This window comes from Micromonospora rubida (assembly GCF_009908295.1).
In the GTDB taxonomy this organism is placed as follows: domain Bacteria; phylum Actinomycetota; class Actinomycetes; order Mycobacteriales; family Micromonosporaceae; genus Micromonospora; species Micromonospora rubida.
Genome location: NZ_JAAALO010000001.1, coordinates 174,516 through 193,184, shown reverse-complemented (window position 1 = coordinate 193,184; position 18,669 = coordinate 174,516). Strand labels below are relative to the sequence as shown.

12 protein-coding genes are annotated in these 18,669 nt (G+C 70.9%); 3 read left to right on the top strand and 9 right to left on the bottom strand.

The window, feature by feature from the left end:
* Window positions 1-24: 24 nt before the first annotated feature.
* From GVV04_RS00895 to GVV04_RS00865, 7 genes are all read right to left on the bottom strand, one after another.
* Entirely contained in the window at window positions 25-684 is a 660-nt protein-coding gene (locus tag GVV04_RS00895; protein WP_161683809.1) for a response regulator, read from the bottom strand.
* Window positions 681-1,835: a sensor histidine kinase gene (locus tag GVV04_RS00890; protein ID WP_161683808.1), complete on the bottom strand. Its 1,155-nt coding sequence runs from the start codon at window positions 1,833-1,835 to the stop codon at window positions 681-683. The genes GVV04_RS00895 and GVV04_RS00890 overlap by 4 nt, the downstream gene beginning before the upstream one ends.
* Entirely contained in the window at window positions 1,835-2,671 is an 837-nt protein-coding gene (locus GVV04_RS00885) for a CPBP family intramembrane glutamic endopeptidase (protein WP_161683807.1), read from the bottom strand. Before GVV04_RS00885 ends, GVV04_RS00890 begins: the two co-directional genes overlap by 1 nt.
* A gap of 294 nt (window positions 2,672-2,965) precedes the next feature.
* Window positions 2,966-4,195, bottom strand: coding sequence for a trypsin-like serine peptidase (locus tag GVV04_RS00880; protein ID WP_161683806.1), 1,230 nt, complete (start codon window positions 4,193-4,195; stop codon window positions 2,966-2,968).
* 142 nt (window positions 4,196-4,337) lie between these two features.
* Window positions 4,338-5,012: a hypothetical protein gene (locus GVV04_RS00875; protein ID WP_161683805.1), complete on the bottom strand. Its 675-nt coding sequence runs from the start codon at window positions 5,010-5,012 to the stop codon at window positions 4,338-4,340.
* Between the two features lie 2 nt (window positions 5,013-5,014).
* Entirely contained in the window at window positions 5,015-5,653 is a 639-nt protein-coding gene (locus GVV04_RS00870; protein WP_161683804.1) for a hypothetical protein, read from the bottom strand.
* Window positions 5,643-6,989: a hypothetical protein gene (locus tag GVV04_RS00865; RefSeq protein ID WP_161683803.1), complete on the bottom strand. Its 1,347-nt coding sequence runs from the start codon at window positions 6,987-6,989 to the stop codon at window positions 5,643-5,645. The genes GVV04_RS00870 and GVV04_RS00865 overlap by 11 nt, the downstream gene beginning before the upstream one ends.
* Window positions 6,990-7,202: 213 nt before the next feature.
* Between GVV04_RS00865 and GVV04_RS00860 the strand changes: the two genes are divergently transcribed.
* The 3 genes from GVV04_RS00860 (at window position 7,203) to GVV04_RS00850 (ending at window position 17,272) form a co-directional block, all read left to right on the top strand.
* On the top strand, window positions 7,203-13,646 hold the full coding sequence (locus GVV04_RS00860; protein ID WP_161683802.1) for a DEAD/DEAH box helicase: 6,444 nt from the start codon (window positions 7,203-7,205) through the stop codon (window positions 13,644-13,646).
* Window positions 13,643-15,823, top strand: coding sequence for a UvrD-helicase domain-containing protein (locus GVV04_RS00855; RefSeq protein ID WP_161683801.1), 2,181 nt, complete (start codon window positions 13,643-13,645; stop codon window positions 15,821-15,823). The genes GVV04_RS00860 and GVV04_RS00855 overlap by 4 nt, the downstream gene beginning before the upstream one ends.
* A 543-nt stretch (window positions 15,824-16,366) precedes the next feature.
* Window positions 16,367-17,272, top strand: a complete 906-nt coding sequence (locus tag GVV04_RS00850; protein ID WP_161683800.1) for a bile acid:sodium symporter family protein — start codon at window positions 16,367-16,369, stop codon at window positions 17,270-17,272.
* A 61-nt stretch (window positions 17,273-17,333) separates the two neighbouring features.
* On the opposite strand, the gene GVV04_RS00845 is transcribed toward GVV04_RS00850, so the two are convergent.
* Window positions 17,334-17,672 (bottom strand): nucleotide pyrophosphohydrolase, encoded by a 339-nt coding sequence (locus tag GVV04_RS00845; RefSeq protein ID WP_161683799.1) that lies wholly within the window; start codon window positions 17,670-17,672, stop codon window positions 17,334-17,336.
* 59 nt (window positions 17,673-17,731) lie between these two features.
* A complete protein-coding gene (locus GVV04_RS00840; RefSeq protein WP_161683798.1) occupies window positions 17,732-18,487 on the bottom strand; it encodes a DUF4352 domain-containing protein in 756 nt (251 codons plus the stop codon).
* Window positions 18,488-18,669 lie beyond the last annotated feature (182 nt).

The following is an 18,669-nucleotide window of genomic DNA, read 5'->3' as shown; positions in this document are numbered from 1 at the left end:
GCCGCGCGGAGCGGAGCACCCCTTTCAGGTGACCAGGCCCCGGCGGTAGGCGTAGACCACGGCCTGCACGCGGTCGCGCAGGTCGAGCTTGGTGAGGATGCGCGACACGTACGTCTTGACGGTCTCGTGGCTGATCACCAGCGTCGCGGCGATCTCACCGTTGGACAGGCCGTCGGCGATGAGGCGTAACACCTCCAGTTCGCGCGGGGTCAGCCCCACGTCGTCCGGGGTGCCCTCGGCGGGACGGATCCGCGCCGCGTACCTGCCCACGAGCTGCCGGGTCACCTCGGGCGCCAGCAGCGCGGCACCGCTCGCGACGGTGCGGATGCCGTGCAGCAGTTGAGCCGGCGGGGCGTCCTTGAGCAGGAACCCGCTCGCTCCCGCGCGCAGCGCCTCGTACACGTACTCGTCGAGGTTGAACGTCGTCACCACCAGCACCTTGACGGGGTGCGCCACCCCGGCGCCGGCCAGCAGCCGGGTCGCCTTGATGCCGTCGAGCACCGGCATCCGTACGTCCATCACGACCACGTCCGGGTGCAGTCGACCGGCGAGGTCGACCGCGGCACGCCCGTCCCCGCACTCGCCCACCACCTCCAGGTCGGGCTGGGCGCCGATGATCGTCGCGAAGCCGGTACGGATCAGCGCCTGGTCGTCGCAGACCAGCACCCGGATCGGCGCGGTCACGACGGGCTCCCGGTGGGAATGCGGGCCCGTACGACGAAGCCGCCGCCCGCCCGCCGTCCCGCGCTGAACTCGCCACCGAGCACGTCGACCCGTTCGCGGAGCCCCGCGAGGCCGCGCCCGCTCCCGCCGAGGGCCCCGGCGTACGAGCCCGAGCCGTCGGTGCTGACTTCCACCGTGATCTCCCTTTCGCCATGGTGCACGTGAACAGCGGTGCGGCTGCCGTGGGCGTACTTGAGGGCGTTCGTCAGCGCCTCCTGCACGACCCGGTACGCCGCGAGCTCGTCTCCGCCGGTCGTCTCCGCCGGCGTACCCTCCTCGGTGAACTCCACCGGCTGCCCGGCCTGCCGGGCCTGCTCCACCAGGGCGCGCAGCTCGCCGACGGACGGCGTACGCGGCTCGGCGCTGTGGTCGGGGTTGAGCAGGTCGAGCAGGTGCCGCAGGTCGGTGATGGCCCGCCGGCCGGTGTCGGTGATGGCGGTCAGGGTCGTGTCGAGGCGTTCGGGGGCGGCGGTCAGGTAGCGCGCCGCCTCGGCCTGCACCACCATCGCCGTCACGTGGTGGGTCACGACGTCGTGGAGCTCGCGGGCGATGCGGGTGCGTTCGGCGGCGCGGGCGGTCACGGCGACGTGGCGGCGGCGCTCGGCCTCGGCGGCCCGGGACTGCCGCAGCCAGGCCCCGATGCCCCAGGCGAGGGTCGTCGCCAGGTAGAACGTGACGAACCCGGTCACGCCCTCGGTCGACCCGAGCCGGTCGAGGGCGACGGCCAGCACCACGTACGCGGCGGAGGCCAGGGCCACGGTGGTACGCCGACGACGCTCCAGGTGGGCCCCCGCGCTCACCAGCGCGATGGCCAGCGCGGCGCCCGCGACCGTGTGGTAGGCGCGGAGCTGGTCGATGGCGAAGCCGACCGACACCAGGGCGAGGCAGAGCGCCGGCCAGCGTCGGCGGACGGCCAGCGGGAGGCACTCCAGGGCGACCACCCCGACGGTCAGCGCGTCGAAGGGACGCCCCGGCAGGTCACCGAGCTGCGTACCGTGGTTGTGCAGCGCCGGCACCACCGACGCGAGGGCGACCAGCAGCGCCAACGGGAGATCCCGGACCGTGACGTCCCACCGCCGCCACGAGTCCGGAACCATCCGAAGGCCGATCATCAGGAAACCGTAGCGGTCGCCGGCTCGACGCCGACCGCGCGGCGGCGACGCGGGACGAGGTTGCCGCGGCGGTGGGCCAGCCACATGAACACCAGGGTCAGCACCACACCCGCCGCCACCGTGTACAGGCTTCCCTCCGGCCCGAAGTCGCCGCCGGTGAGCAGGGCGGGGCCCGACGTCGTGGCGTCCAGCAGCCCCTTCGACTCGCCGTTGCCGGAGACCACGACGCTGAAGAGGCCGCCCGCGGCGAAGTTCCAGCCGAAGTGCAGGCCGATCGGCACCCACAGGTTGCGGGTGGCGGCGTAGCAGGCGGCGAGCATGAAACCGGCCTCGATCGCGATGGCGATCGCGCCCCACAGGCTGGCGTCCGGGTTGAGCAGGTGCATCAGGCCGAACACCACGCCGGTCAGCAACAGCGCGATCCAGGTGCCCGTGCGTTCCTCGACGATGCGGAACAGGACGCCGCGGAAGAGCAGCTCCTCGGTCGTGGCGGCGGCGGCCATGAACCCGAACAGCGCCACCGCGCCCGACACCGAGCCCAGGCCGTGGACGTGGTAGCCGCCGATGAAGGCGATGTTGACGATGACGGCCGCGAACATCCCGAACCCGATCAGCACCCCCCGGACGATCCGGGCGCGGGCCCCGGCCCGGGCCACCTCCGTGACCGCCCGGCGCTCGGTACGCCGCACCACCCACGCGTAGACACCGATCGCGGCCACCGCCGCCAACACGCCCAGGGGCAGGGCGAGCCAGGCGTTCCCCTCCACCGCGGCGACGGCCTGACTGCCGACGAAGGTGACCGCTGCAACGGCCACGAACTGCTTCAACAAACGCATGACGACTCCTCCGACGAGGTCCGCGGCTGGAGCACAGCGGCCACGTCAAACGCTATGGAGTAGCCGGCCAGCAGTCGTCACCGTGCGGTGGACACTCGCGAGTAGCTCGCCCGGGGGACACCCCCCACCCACCCCCGCGATCTTGCACCTTCGGCCCCTGTGGTGAGGCTTTTGCGCCTTCTGTCGGGGCCCGGGGTGCAAGATCGCGGGGATGGGGGGCGGGACAGGGTGGGGGAGCAGGCGGGCCGCCGGGGCGAGTGTCGCGCCCCGGCGGCCCGTGGTTGTGCGTTGTCGTCAGCCGTTGTCGATCATGCTGGCGATTTCGTTGTAGATCAGGTGTGCCTTCGCGCCCTGGTTCGACGGGCAGCCGCCGAGGTGGTGCAGGGCGACCACCCGGTGGCTGGCGTTCAGCACCGGCGAGCCCGAGTTGCCGCCGGAGGTGTCACAGCTGTAGCTGATGTTCGAGGTGTTGTAGTTGGCGTTCTTCACGCTGCACGTCGTGCCGTTCTGGGTGTCCTCGTAGATCGACAGTCGCTTCGGGCTGCCGTCGCCGTGCCCGGGGATGTAGATCCGCGTGCCGGTGGTGGTGGCCGTCGTCGCCAGGTACAGGGTGCCGAACCCTTGGATGTTGGCGAAGTTGTTCACCGAGTACAGGGTGTAGTCGAGGTCGCTTGAGCCGCCGCTGCTGACCTTGTAGAGGGTGGCGCCGCTGACCTTGGTGCCGGCGCCGGGGTTCGAGCCGCCGCAGGTGGCGCACTGGTAGTTGAACTGCATCTCGCTGCCGCTGACGGCGGCCTGCGTCGAGAAGCAGTGCTTGTTGGTGAGCATGCGGTTGGTGTTGCCGACCCGCCAGGTGGTGCACGACCCGCCGCCGCTGATCAGCAGCTTGGCCGCAGCTTGGCCGCGGGCGTACTCGGTGGGGTGGCTGCTCTGGTAGCAGACCACGTCGCGGCGAGCGTCGGTGCTGCAGACGGACTGCGTGGAGAAGTTGTGCCGGGCGATCTCCGCGCGGTCGTAGCCGCGCCAGAACTTGTCGACGACCGCGGCGTTGTCGGAGGAGGAGCGGCTGCTGTGCAGGGTCACCACTGCGGTGTCGCCCTCCACCGACATCGCCCAGAAGCCCGGCTGTCCGTCGGTGGTGTAGTCCGAGCCGGTCGCCCGGTTCAGGTGGCGGTCGTACCGGTAGCTCTCCCGGCCGTCGGGGCTCGACACGGTCACGTGGTCGCCGGGGGCCAGCCGCAGTGAGCTGAAGTGCACCTTGACGTACGCCGCGCCGGGGTGCCGAATGATCTGCGTCCCGGCGGCCTGGGCGGAGGACGGCGAGCCGGTGACGGTGCGGAGTTCACCGACTGTGGTGACGCCCTCGGCCGTGAACTGGGCCGATTCGGGTGCCCGCTCGGACTGCGGTGCGAGAGGCTGAGCCGAGTACGCCTCGGCGGCGGGTACTGACAGCAGACTCAGCCCGAGTGTGCAGGCGCCGAGCGCTACCGCCGCCGTTCGCAGACGGCGCAGGGTGTGTCTCATCGTCGCTCCTCCCCAGGAACCAGCATCCAGACGTGCTTCCAGCCTTCATACCCGAACCAATCGACACATGCAAATAAACCAATGACGATGGCGGCTCCGGCGTGGCCCCCGGCTTAACGCCAAGCCAGGCGACGCTGGAGTGTCAGAGGGCTGGCTCCGCCGTGATGCTGCGCGGCTCCAGCTTGATCGTGAACCGGACGCCCCCGATCGTGGTGACGTTGTCCGCCTCGGCGTTCTTCTCCGCCCACTCGTACGCCTGCTTGCGCAGCTCCGGGTTCCCGGACAGCACGGCGTCGGCCATGGTGGCGAAGAGCGAGGCGCACACCTTGGCACCCGGCTTGAACACGCAGTCCCCCCTGACGTGCCGCACATGCGTCTCGTCGTCGAACTCGACGTCGACGCTCAGCTTCCACCTCAGGTTGCCCGGGGCCGTGCACCCCTGGCGCTGCGGTGCCTCGCTGAGGGTCCTGCTGGGCCGCTCGGGGGGCGTACAGGTGTAGGAGTTGGTCTTCTTCAACCAGTCTTCGACGACGGTCGCGACCTTGACCCCGGGCAGGTAGCGCCGATCCACGGAGGGGAAGTCGGCGTCGGTCGACGGCAGCGCCGACGGCCCCACGGGATCGGTGGTCGACGTTGCGACGATCCCACCGGACAGCACGCCGACGAGCCCGCACAGGACGAGGGGGGCGACCACGGCCAGCACCAGCAGGGCCTTGCCCGGCGCGGGGGAGCGCCCGGGACCTCCGGGCGGCGGGGCGGCCGTCGGCGGCGTGCCAGCCGACTGGGCGTCGGCGTTCGTGGGCGGCTGATGCGGCATGTTCACTCTTCCACCCAGACCCGAAGATCGATGTTTGCCTTTTCCTCGGCGTTCAACTCGTAGCGGTAATGACCGATGGTGGCCCTGGCTTCCGCGCCGCCCTCGAAGTGCTGGTCGAGCCAGCCGCGAACCTCCCCGGCGAGGACCGGGTCGTGGGCGACCGGGATGGACCCGAGCCAGCCGAGGAAGGACCTGGTCATCGCCGGGACCTCGTCCTCGTAGCCGGGGTGCACCGACCCGGAGAAATCGCTGATCAAGCCCTCGTAGCTTTCGACATATGCCCTGAATTCCGCGCCAGCGATCGTGAGCCGGCAGGTCCAGTCGCCGCGGCGTTCCTCCTCGCAGGCGAAGCCCTTCCGCGTGAGCGCCTCGACCACCATGGCCGGCGTGATGCCGGGAAAGCATCGGCTGTTCCCACAGGAGGCGGTCTGCTCGCCGAGCTTCGAGTCGCGGGCGATGGCGTAACCGCCGGCGCCGGCGCCGAGCAGCGCGACCAGGCCAACCACCGCGGCGACGAGGACCAGCCGCCGCCGGCCCGTCCCGCGCCGCCCTTCCTTCGCTCCGGCGGCGGCCGGACCGGACGGCAGGGCGGGCTCGCCCGGGACGGTGGGGGGCGTCGCCTGCACCGCGTCACGCTCCATTTCGTACGAAGCTCGCCCACTGCTCGGCGAAGGCGCTGCTCGTCGTGCCGAGCACCCGCTTGCAGATGGCGTTGAAGATCGGGGCGTCCACCAACGGCTCGCCCTCGAGGTCGTTGTACTTGATCACGCTGGCGTAGAACTCGACCGCAGCGGCTCGGCCCTTCTTCCGCTCCACGAAGGAGAAGACCGTCGACGACAATGCGTAGTTGAAGGTCATATCCCGACCGTAGAAGTCCGTCGAGGCGGGCACCCTGCCCTGGAACGCGCCGGCCGCCACCCGGCTGGCGAGGTACGGGCGCTCGTTGATCTGCTCGGTCCAGCGGGCGAAGCCCTCGACGGCCCAGGTCGGTGCGCCCAGCACCCAGCCACCCGGGCTGAGCGTGGTGGCCCGGGAACTGATGCTGTGCGCGAGCTCGTGCCGGATCACTCGGCGCGGGTCGTCGTCGAAGGCCGCGATGGTCCTGAGGTTGACCACGATCCGGGAGCCCGCGTACTGCTCGTGGTAGACATCGCCGGTCTGGCGCACCCCGTACTGCGGGACCTGGAAACCCTCGACCTCGGGCTTGAAGTTGCCGGCGCTACCGAAGCTGAACCACTTCTTGAAGTTCTCCGCGTCCCGCGTCAGGAACAGCACGTAGCCCGGGAACCGGAGCCGGTCACCCCAGAGTGACTCGACATGGCGGATCTCGCTGCTCGCGGCGTCGGCGTAGCGCTGAAGATCCGACACGCTGGCGTCGGCGATCAGGCAGGCGCTGTCGACATGCTGGACGGTCAGCGGCGTGAGGTGCCAGGGGGCGTTTCCGGGCAGGGCGTTGGGCCCACCCAGCTCCTTGGTGTTCTCCCTGGTGACCGGAAGGATCTCGGTGATCACCAACCGGCCGTCGCGGCGCGCCACCGAGTAGCGGTGACTGGAGGCGGGTGCCACCCCGCCGGGGCCGGCGTCCGCGCTGAGCTGCACCACCTCGTGCACCGGGAGGAATCGGCGCACGTCACCGTCCGGCAGAGCGATGGCCTGGTTCGTGACGTACCGGAAGGTGGCCAGCTTGAGCTTGCGCAGGTTGCCGAAGAGCAGCTTCTGCCCCTGGACCAGCTTGTCGTCAGACTGGTTCAGGTCTGCCAGGAAGGCCGCTTCGTCGCCCTTCTGCAACGCCTCGGCCCGCCGGTCGAGCAGGGTCTGCAGCGCCGCCTTGGTGGGCATGCCCGTGGACTGGCTGCCCTCGTCCTGGAGTTCGGGTCGTTCCTGCTTCCCGCAGCCGGCGACGACGAGGCCGGTGGTCAGCAACACCGAGCGCCGCGACCAGCCACCACAGGCTCCGCTACCAGACTGCTGTCGCACCTGCCGCTCTCCCCGAGATCCGCACGAACACCCGATGAACCGGGACTCAGATCATGCCACGGGCAGGAAGCGGTCGATGTCCACCTTGTTCCGGCTCAGGAGAACCAAGGCGATGATCCATGCCGCGAATTGTCGCGAACCCGACTCATGATCCACTGAGGAGCGCTCTAACCACAGTGGATGCTGACGTAGCATGCCCCGGGTGATCCGCTCATGAGGCCGACCATCGCCGCCGATATCCTGCGCCGGACCCTCACCCAGTACCTGACCACCACCTTCGGCCTGACCGAAGACGGCGTACGCCAGGGCCTGGAGGGCTTCCTCTCGCACCGCGAGCAGGGCATCTTCCGCGGGCCGTACCTGCGGATCCGCACCCCCTTCCGCCCGGCCGAGGGCGACTGGCGGGCGAGCCTCGACTGGGCGCCGGCCGAATTCAGCCCCTACCTGCACCAGGCGAAGGCGTTCGCCCGGCTGTCGACGAAGGGCAAGGCGGCCGAGCCGACCCTCGTCACCACCGGCACCGGCTCCGGCAAGACCGAGTCGTTCCTGATCCCGGTGCTGGACCACTGTCGCCGACGGCGGCAGCAGGGGAGGGCCGGGATCAAGGCGATCCTGCTGTACCCGATGAACGCCCTGGCCACCGACCAGGCGCAGCGCATCGACGAGATGCTCGCCGACCCGGCGCTGCACGGGATCACCGCCGGCCTCTACATCGGTGACGTCGCGGCCATCGAGTACCCGCACGTGTTCACCAAGCGGTCGGAGATGCGCCGCACCCCGCCCGACGTTCTCATCACCAACTACAAGATGCTCGACCTGCTGCTCCAGCGCGCCGACGACCTGCCGCTGTGGGAGGGGGCCGAACCGGCGTACGTGGTGCTCGACGAGTTCCACACCTACGACGGCGCGCAGGGCACCGACGTGGCGATGCTGCTGCGGCGGCTCGCCGCCGCGCTCGGCCTGGACGAGCCGGACCGCCCGCTCGGGCCGATCTGCCCGGTGGCCACCTCCGCCACCCTCGGCGAGGGCGGCGGCCGGGACGGGCGTACGGCGATCCTTGAGGTCGCCGAGCAGGTCTTCGGCGTCGCCTTCGACGCCGGTTCCCTGGTGGGGGAGGACCGCTACGAGCCCGGAGAGTTCGTGGCCCGCCAGGACTTCAGCCTGCCCCTGCCCAGCCCGGAGCAGCTCGCGGCCGTCGACGACCGCGACCCCGAGAAGATGATGGCCGAGGTGGCCGAGCTGATGCTCGGCGAGCGCTGTCTCGACAACCCGACCCGTCTCGGTGACCTGCTGCGGCAGCATCCGCTCACCAAGGCGGTGCTCGACTCGCTGCACGCCCGGCCGTGCACCCTCGAAGAGATCATCGAGGAGTTGCCGCGCAAGAACGCCACCGGCTGGGGCAGCGCGATGAGGACGCGGCCCGAGATCACCGCCAGGGCGCTCGCGCGGTTCGTCGGCCTGCTCGCCATGGCGCGCAACCCGGAGGACATCCGCCGGCCGCTGCTCAACATCGAGACCCACCTGTGGGTACGCGCGGTCTCCCGGCTGCTGCGCGGCACCTCCCACCAGGCCGCCTTCGGCTGGTACGGCGAGGCCCCGCGCGAGCTGGACCCCTACGCGCCGGTCGCCGACACGGTGGTCGCCGACAACCGTCATCCCCGGCTGCCGGCCGTCTACTGCCGGCACTGCGGTCGGTCCGGCTGGATGGCCTTGTCACCGGAGAAGGATCCGCAGGAGTTGGAGACCGACCCGGACAAGATCTACCGGGCCAGCGTCGGGCGGGACAAGCGCCGGATCCGCGCGTTGATCGCCGCGACCGACGACGAGGTTCGACAGCGCCCCGCCGGCCTGCTGGTGTTGGAGTACGGCCGGCGGGTGCGCCCCTTCGACGAGCAGCGGGACCGGCAGGTGGGCGACGACGAGATCGTGGTGCTCGGCGATGTCCTCGGCGTCGACGCGGCGGAGAAGGACCGCTGCCCGTCCTGCCAGCTTGACCACGGCATCCGGTTCCTCGGCGCCGGCCTGGCCACCCTCGCCTCGGTGGCGATCACGCAGCTCTTCACCGGCGGCGAGCTGGACGACGCGGAGCGCAAGACGCTGCTGTTCAACGACTCCGTCCAGGACGCCGCGCACCGCGCCGGCTTCGTCGCGAACCGCTCGTACGCCTTCTCGCTGCGCACCCTGCTCGCCGACCAGCTGCGGCCGGGCGAGCCGGTCGGGCTGGACGACCTCGTCGCCGACATGGTCGAGGCGGCTGCGCAGCCGGAGATCCTCTGCACCGTCGTGCCGCCCGACCTGCACGACCAGCCGGGCGTCGACAGCCTGCTGGCCGGGGAGCACACCGGCAGCCGGGACACCTGGGAACTAATCAGCGAGCGGCTCGTCTTCGCCGCCGTCATGGAGACCGGGCTGCGCTCCCGGCAGGGCCGGACCCTGGAACTGACCCGCAGCGTCGCCGTGGAGGTCGCCCTCGACGACCCCGCCGGGGCGGCCGCGATCTGCCGGGACGTGGACCTGACCGGCGCCGACCGGCGAGGTGCCGACCGGCTCGACGCCGACCCGCCGGACGACGCCCGCTATCTGGCCTTCCTGCGTGGCCTGTTGGAGCGGCTGCGGACCCGGGGCGCGGTCTACCACGAGTGGCTGGTGCCGTACCTGCGGCGGGGCGGGACCCGGTGGCAGGTCTGGGGTGGTCGCCCGTCCGGCATGCCGGCCTTCCCCAGGGGCCTGTCGGCGCCCGCGTTCCTGCTCGCGTCGCCGAAGTCGCGCTCGGAGTTCGACGTGGTCACCGCGCGCGGGAACTGGTACCAGGACTGGACGTCCCGCTGCCTCGGCCTCGACCTCGGCGACACCGCCGGGTACCTCGCCCGGCTGCTGCCCGCCCTGGCCGCGGCCGGCATCGTGGCCGCCGGCGACACCGAGGACGGCAACACGGTGTACGGGCTGATGCCCGGTCACCTGCGGGTCACCCGGCTCGACGACGAGGCCGCCGTGGTGGCCGGGGTCGGCTGCGACACCTGTCACTGGCAGCAGACCGAGCATCCCGACCGGGTGGCCGACTGGATCGACCAGCCGTGCCGGCAGTACCGCTGCCGGGGCAGCCTGCGGGCGGCCCACGACGACACCGCCTCGGACGACTACTACCGGCGGCTCTACCTGGAGCGGCAGGTGTTCCGCGTGGTGACGGGCGAGCACACCGGCATGCTCACCCGCCACCAGCGGGAAACCGTGGAGAAGCAGTTCCGGGAGGGCACGCGGTACACCGACCCGAACGTGCTGTCCTGCACGCCCACCCTGGAGATGGGCATCGACATCGGGGAGCTGTCGGCGGTGGTGCTGGCCTCGCTCCCGCACGGGCCGGCCAACTACGTGCAGCGGGCCGGCCGGGCCGGCCGCAGGAGCGGCAACGCGCTGGTGCTGACCCTGGTCGGCCGCACCGAGCGGGACCGCTACTACCTCACCGACCCCCGGGACATGATCGCCGGGCAGATCGTGCCGCCCGGTTGTTTCCTGTCGGCCGTGGAGATCCTGCGCCGGCAGTACCTGGCCCACCTGATCGACCTGGCGGCCCGTGGCCGGCTGGCCGGGGTGCTGCCGATGCCCCGGCGGGCGCACCTCCTCTTCGGCCCGACCGGCTGGCTCACGAGCCTCGCCGAGGCCGGCCGGCGCGACGGGTCCCGCCTGGTCGAGCAGTTCCTGGCGCTCTTCGGCGACAAGGTCCTGCCGGACGCCGCCGACCGGCTGCGGGAGTTCGCGGGCGACGGCATCGTCCACCGGGTCAAGGAGGCCGACGAGACCTGGGAGGCGCGGCTGGCCGACCTGCGGCGTCGGCTCCAGGAGATCGCCGCCGCCCGTGGGACGCTGGTGTCCAGCGACCCGGACCACGCCCGCGAGCTGAAGATGCTCAAGGCGGAGCAGGGCGCCGTCCGCCGCCGGCTGCGGGAGGTCAGCGGGGCCGCCGCGCACGGCACCATGGTCGAGTTCGGGCTGCTGCCGAACTATGCCCTCATCGACTCCCGCACCGACCTCGAAGCCACCCTCACCTGGGAGGACAAGGCCGACGGGGACCGCCGGTTCCACAGCGAGCTGCGGGAGTACGCCCGCCCGGCCCGGCAGGCCCTGGTGGAGATCGCCCCCGGCAACAGCTACTACGTCCGGGGCTACAAGCACGAGATCTCCGGGCTCGACGTGGGCCCGGCCGACCGGCCCGCGTACGAGCAGTGGCGGGTCTGCGCCCAGTGTGGCTACGTCCGCACCCACCTGGCGAAGGAGGACACCAGCCCCTGCCCGCGCTGCAAGGACCGGGGCATCGCCGACCACGGGCGGCTGTTCCAGGTGCTCCAGCCGACCCGGGTGCGCAGCCGCGACAAGCGCGACGACGCGCGGATCCGCGACGACAGCGACGACCGGGACCGCCGCTTCTACGCCACCACCACGGCCGTCGACATCGACCCGGACCGGGTCGACTCCTCGTGGCGGCACGCGCACGACACCTTCGGCGTCGACTACAGCCGGCACGCCATGATCCGCCACTTCAACCTCGGCGCCCAGCGCTACGACCGGACCGCCGAGGCGTTCGCCGGCGACGAGGTCAGGATCAACCGGTTCCACACCTGTACGTCGTGCGGCGGCACCACGGTGGACGGCGTCCCGGCGGTCAGTCAGCAGCTCGCCGCGCAGGCCTCCGGGGCGACGGTCGTGCAGGGCGCCGAACACCACCTGCCGTGGTGTCCGTACCGTCGCTCGCCGGCGACGTCGGACACCCATGTGGATCTCATCCTGGCCCACGAGCTGGAGACCGAGGCGCTGCGCATCCTGATCCCCGTGGCCACCGCCATGGTGGCGGAACGGCTCGTCTCGTTCGCCGCCGCCGTCCGCCTCGGCATCGCCGCGCAGTACGGCGGCGACCCGGCGCACCTTCAGATCGTGTCGGCCACCATGCCCGACGAGCAGAGCGAGGGCACGCGCAACTTCGTCGTCGTCTATGACACCCAGCCGCAGGGCACCGGCTACCTGCACCGCCTGGCCGCGCCGGCGGAGTTCCGCCGCGTGCTGGAGCTGGCCCGGCAGCGGATCGCCGACTGCGACTGCCGGCACGAGGCCAAGGCGGTGTGCCACCGCTGCCTCCTGCGTTACGCCCGCAACGAGGAGTTCGCGCTGATGAGTCGCGACGCGGCGCTGGGCATGCTCGACCGGCTCCTCGACAACTGGGAGGTCGAGCGGGACGTCCGCACCGACGAGATCTCGCTGATCCATCAGGTGGAGAGCGAGCTGGAGATGCGCTTCCTCACCAAGCTGCTCGCCCTCGGTGAGACCCCCGGCTCGGGGCTGCGCATCGACCGGCGCACCGACCACGACGGCGCACGCGTCGCCGACCTGAGGTTCGTCCGGGACGGCGGGCGGGGCGTCACCCACTGGCAGATGAAGCTGCAGAACACCATCCGGGGCACCCGCCCCGACGTGCACTTCACCCGCCTCGACGGCGCGTCGCCGGAGGTGGTCGTCTACCTCGACGGCTTCAAGTACCACGCCTCCGTCCAGCACAACCGGCTCGCCGACGACGCGGAGAAGCGGGCCCGGCTGCGCGCGCACGGCTACCTGGTCTTCGCCGGCACCTGGGACGACGTCAAGACCTGGGGCGGCACCGACGGCCAGGGACGGTGGACCCCGTACGGCGGCGTCTGCAAGCAGGCGGCCCGGGAGCGGTACCGCAGCTTCCTCCCCGGCGTGGACCCGAACGAGCTCGAAGAGAGCATCTGGGTGAACCCGATCGAGCAGTTGCTGCGCTTCCTCGCCGAGCCAGACCTGACCCGCTGGCAGCGCAGGGCCGAAGCGACCCTCGGCGGCCTGCTCAAGCAGGCCCGGGAAAACACCACCACCGACTCGAACGGCGTTTCGGAACGGCTGCTCGCGGCGCTGCGCGGCCAGCCCCTGCCCGCCCCCACCGCACGCCACATCATCGTCGCCCGCGCGCGGGACAACGCGGACTGCCCGGTGATCGTCGTCGTCGACGGGCGTAGCAAGCCGCTGCCGACGTGGTCGGCGCTCGCCGTCCTCGACGACCTGCCGGCCGCGGTGTCCGGCCCCGGGCACCGGGAACGCTGGGCCGCCTGGCTGACCTGGGGCAACATCATCCAGTTCCTGCTGCCCGGCGGTGGCGACGCCGGCCAGCTCGCCGCCTCGGCCCTGGACGCCTTCGAGCCCGCGTCGATGGCGGTGACCGAGGGCACCGGGCTCGCCCTGATCCAGCGTGCGATGCCGCTGGACGAGGAGACCGCGACCTGGCTCGGCGTCGCGGCGCAACCGGTGCCCGCCGGGCCGGAGCCGGTCGACGACTCCTCGCCATGGCGGGACATCCTCCGCTACCTCGACCGGGACGAGAGCACCCTGGAGCTGTTGGTGCAGCAGCTCGCGCGGCAGAACGTTCCCACGCCCGTCGCCGGCTACGAGCTGGGGGACCAGGGCTGGCAGGCCGAGTTGGCCTGGCCCGAGCAGCGCATCGCGATCGTGCTCGCCGGCCGACCCGACGACCCGGAGACCGAAGACCGCGACCGGGCGTACGCGGACGCCGGCTGGCGCGCGCGCACCGCGCGGGAGTGGTCGGTCGACGAGCTGGCGGCACAGATCAGGGCGACGAGCGGGGGAGAACGTCGATGAGCACCGGGGCAATCCTGCGGATGCTGGACCGCGCCGACAAGGAGGTCATGAAGCTCACCCGCGCCGACATCGGCGCGGTCTACGAGTTCATGCACAAGTTCCGGCACAACCCGGAGAACCCCGGGCTCAACCTGAAATCGCTCAGCGGTGACTCGCGGCTGATGTCCGCCCGGGTCAACAAGGACTACCGGGCCCTGCTGCTGCACATCGCCGGACGCGACTACCTGCTCGTCGCGGTCAAGCACCGTGGCGAGGTGTACGACGACCTCAGCCGGTACGCGTACCGGATCAACCGGATCACCGGCGGCATCGAGGTCGTCGACCTGACGCCGGTGGGTGACAGCATCGTCGGCCGGGTCGTCCCGCCGGCCGAGGAGCCCGAGCCGGCCCGCAAGCCGCTCTTCGCCGCGTACACCGACGGCCAGCTGCTGGAGCTCGGCGTCGCCGAGCCGCTGCTGCCGCAGATCCGCGTTCTCACCGCCGAGTCCGAGCTGCTGGAACTGCTCGACCGGGCGCCCCAGCTCACCACCGACGTGCTCTTCGCGCTCTTCGACGGCGCCCCCTACGACCAGGTGCTCCACCAGGTCACCGATCCGGTGCGCGCCGACGACCCGGTGGACCAGCAGGACTTCGAGACCGCGGTGGAACGCCCCGCCACGCAGGTGACCTCCGACGACGAGGCGTTGCAGGGGATGCTCGGCGAGGCGTTCGAGCGGTGGCAGATCTTCCTCCACCCGACGCAGCGGAAGCTGGTCGAGCGCAGGTACAAGGGGCCGGCCCGGATCGGCGGCGGGCCGGGCACGGGCAAGACGATCGTCGCCCTGCACCGGGTCGCGCACCTCGTCCGGCAGTTGCCCGCCGGGGCGGACAAGCCGATCCTGTTGACCACCTTCAACCGGAATCTCGCCGCGGACCTGAAGACCCGACTGCTGGCCCTCGGCGGGCAGGAGCTGGTGTCGCGGGTCGACATCGTCAACATCGACCGGCTGGCCAGCCGGGTGGTGACCGAGGCGAAGGCGGGCGGCAGCCGGCGGGTGGTCGACGACAACCGCGTCCCCGACCTGTGGGCGGACTTCCTCGTCGAGACCGGGGACGCCGGCTGGGACGCCGAGTTCCTGGCCGCCGAGTGGATCCAGGTGGTCCTCGGCCAGGTGCTCACCTCCCGGACGGAGTACTTCCGGGCCCGTCGCCCCAACCGTGGTCGTAGCCTGACCCGGATCGAGCGGGACCAGATCTGGCACCTCACCGAACGGTTCACCACCTGGCTGGAGGGGCAGGGGGTGTGGACCTGGCGGCAGGTCGCCCAGCGGGCCGCCCGCCTCGAGATGGACCGCACCGCGCACAACGGCGGTGTGACGGGCGAGTCGTCCGGCGGGTTCTACCGACCGCGCTACCGGCATGTGGTCGTCGACGAGGCGCAGGACCTCAGCGCGGCCCACTGGAAGATGCTGCGGGCCATGGTCGCTCCGGGCCCCGACGACATGTTCCTCACCGGCGACACCCACCAGCGCATCTACGACAACCACGTCACGTTGAGCAGCCTCGGCGTCAACATCCGGGGCCGATCGTCGCGGCTCACGCTGAGCTACCGCACCACCCGCCAGATCCTGGCCGACGCTCTTCAGATCATGACCGGGGAGGTGTACGACGACCTCGACGGCGGCGAGGAGGACCTGGCGGGGTACCGCTCCCTGCTGAGGGGAGGCCGACCGGTGTTCCGGGGCGCGTCGACCTGGGCCCAGGAACGCGACCTGATCGTCGAGCAGCTGCACAGCTGGGGCGATCCCGCCGACGGCTCGGTGGCCGTCTGCGTACCCACGAAGGAGCTGGCGGCGGACGTGATCAGCCGCCTCGGAGCCGCCGGCCTGCCGGCCGTGGAGATCGGCCCGGACGGCCCGAAGCAGCCCGACGGCGTCCATGTCGGCACCATGCACCGCTTCAAGGGCCTTGAGTATCAGCGCATGATCATCGCCGGCGTGAGCGACGGGCTGGTGCCACGGCAGATGATCAACCGGTACCGCGACGCCGACCCCAAGCGTTACCAGCGCGAACGCCAACGGGACCGGTCGCTGCTCTTCGTCGCCGCCACCCGGCCCCGCGACGGGCTGACGGTGCTCTGGCACGGCACGCCCAGCCCTTTTCTGACCAGCCGCCTCGTCCAGCGGCAACTGACCTGAGTGCCGGCCTCGGGGCGTTCAGGGCCGGTTCGCGACCAGGGTAGGCAAGAAGAGGCGCAGGCGCGGGATCGCATCGACGATCGGTACGAGTCCTGACGCATCCCATCGGCGCGGCGGAATGGGCGAGGCGGTCTCCATCGCCGCCCGGGCAGGTGCGTTCCTGGCCACCGCCCACGCCGGCCCCTGCCGGGGGCGGCCCCTGGGTCGGTCTTCGCCGGGGTCGGTCTTCGCCGGGTCGGCCTGCCCTCCTTCGGTCCCTGTGGAACTGCCCCGTTTGTGCTGTCGGTGGAGTGGGCGCGTGGACGGGGCAGCTCCATAGGGGCCGCTGGACAGGTCCCCGACCGGATCCGGGGCGCAATCACCAGGATGTCGCTTTCGCCTGCGCGAGAACGCGAACCAGCGCCACCTGCCGTTTTACGTCGCCATGGTCCACTGTGCACTTGGCGCGGATACCGGCCCCGCACAGGGCAAGTTCCGAGAAGTATGGCGTCGATCACCGATGTGAAACTCATGGATCTCTTACGACCAGAAGGCAGAGTGATCATGAGTAGTGATTCGGTCCTCCTACTTTTCCCCATCATCGTGGGCATCGTCATGCTCGGGCTCGGCCTCACCCTGACCCTTGAGGACTTCCGCCGGGTGGTGAAATATCCCAAGGCGATGGTGATCTGCCTGGTCTCCCAGATGCTGATCCTGCCGGCGATCTGCCTGGGCCTGGTGGTCGTGTTCAACCTGCGCCCCGAGCTGGCGGTCGGCATGATGCTGCTCGCCGCCTCGCCCGGCGGCAGCACGGCCAGCCTCTACAGCCACCTGTTCAAGGGCGACCTGGCGCTCAACGTCTCGCTGACCGCGGTGAACTCGGTGCTGGCGCTGTTCACGCTGCCGATCATCGTGAACCTGTCGGTGTCGGCCTTCGTCGGGTCGGACAGCTCGCTCGGCCTCCAGTTCGACAAGGTGATCCAGGTGTTCGCCCTGGTCCTGATCCCGATCGCCATCGGCATGGCCATCCGCGCGAAGTTCACCGCCGCCGCACAGCGCATGGAGCGCACCGTCAAGATCCTCTCGGTGGTGGCGCTGATCGTGATGATCTCCGGTGTGATCGCCGGCCTGGGCGCGGAGGTGTTCGACATCCTCGGGGAGATCATCCTCGTGGTGGTGGCGTTCAACCTGATCAGCATGGCGATCGGCTACTTCGGCCCGCGCCTGTTCAAGGTTCGCGAGCGGGAGTCGATCGCCTCGGCCTTCGAGATCGGCCTGCACAACGCCAGCCTGGCCATCACCATCGGGATGAGCCCGACGCTGCTCAACAACTCCACGATGGCGATGCCGTCGGTGACGTACGGATTCGTCATGTTCTTCACCGCCGCCGTCTTCGGCATCATCGTCTCCCGCCGCGTGCGGGCCGGGACCGGGGGCACCGAGCGGCTGGCGACTCCCAGCCGGGTGTGACGTAGACCGAAGAGCGCGCCCGGCGGCCTCCGCCGGGCGCGCTCTCTCTCCTGGTACGGCCTCAGCGCGCCGACTCCGCCGACCCCCTGGCCTCGACGACGGGATAGCGGGTGGCGACTTCGTCCAGCTTCGTCAGTGCCGCTTTCGACAGGTCGATACCGAGCACATCGGCGAGGCGGGTCAGGTAGATCATCACGTCGCCGATCTCCGCCTCGACCCGGGCGCCGGCCTCGGCGTCGTCCATCACGGCGGCGGCCTGCTCGGGCGTCAGCCACTGGAACTCGGCCAGCAGCTCACCGACCTCGCCGGCGAGGGCCATGGCGAGGTTCTTCGGCGTGTGGATCCGCTGCCAGTCCCGCTCCTCGGCAAACGCTCGCACCCTGGCCGTCAGTTCGTCCACAGCATCCTCCACACCGTGCCGGTGTCGCACTCCCGAGTACGGAACCTATCGGGCCGCCGTCACAAGGTCACCACGGCGTCCGCGGCGAAGGTGAACAGGCCGGCGTCGAAGGTGACGGTCTTGAGCTTCGTGCCCTTCGGGACGTCGAAGAAGACGTTCGCCCGCACCGAGTTGCCCGGGTTGATCTCGTCGAGAAAGCCCTTGGCGTCGTCGTTCCCGTAGATGGCGGCCTCCCCGTCGGCGTCGAACGTCCGCCCGGCGGCATCTTCGGCGGTGACCGTGCCGTCGGCATGGAACAGGTGAGCCGACTTCGTCACGTTCTTCACCGTGATGTTCACCCGGCAGAAGCTGCCCTGGGCCTTGTGGTTCAGGAACGAGTCGCCGACCTGCGAGATTCCGCACTTGACGCCGTTGACGGTGAACTCGAAGTCGCCCCCTCGCACCTTGTCCCCGACCCCGTACGACTTGGGACCGGCGGGCGACGGCGCGGTGGTCTTCTTCGGGGCAGCGCTGGTCTTGGCGGCCGCCGGCTCGGGCGTGGTGTCGGTCCGCGCCGGCTCTGCCGCCGGGGCCTTGCCGCTGGTCGACTCGCTTGCCGGCTTCGAGTCCCCGAGCAGCGCGCCGACAATGCCGATGCCGCAGCAGATCGCCACCATGGCACCGACGCCGAGCAGCGTCGGCACGAGCCAAGCTGGCCGCTTGCGCGGGGCGGGCACGGTCGCCCCCGGCATCTGCGCCGGCCCGTACGGCGGGGGTCCAGCCGTGGGCCGGTTCGGGTAGGGCTGGTGTTGGCTCGGTTGGCCAGGAGCGGTCATCGATGGGTCCCCACAGATCGTGCGCGCGGCATTCTGGCCGCGCGAGTCCCGCCGACGGTACTGATGTGGATCGTCGCCGATGCTGCCGTGTCTCCTTCCTGACAGGGTTTGTGGCCGAAAATGACCGACAGGTCGGACGTTTCGCGCCCAGCCGGACCCGGCTGATGTCCCTTTGATGGGAC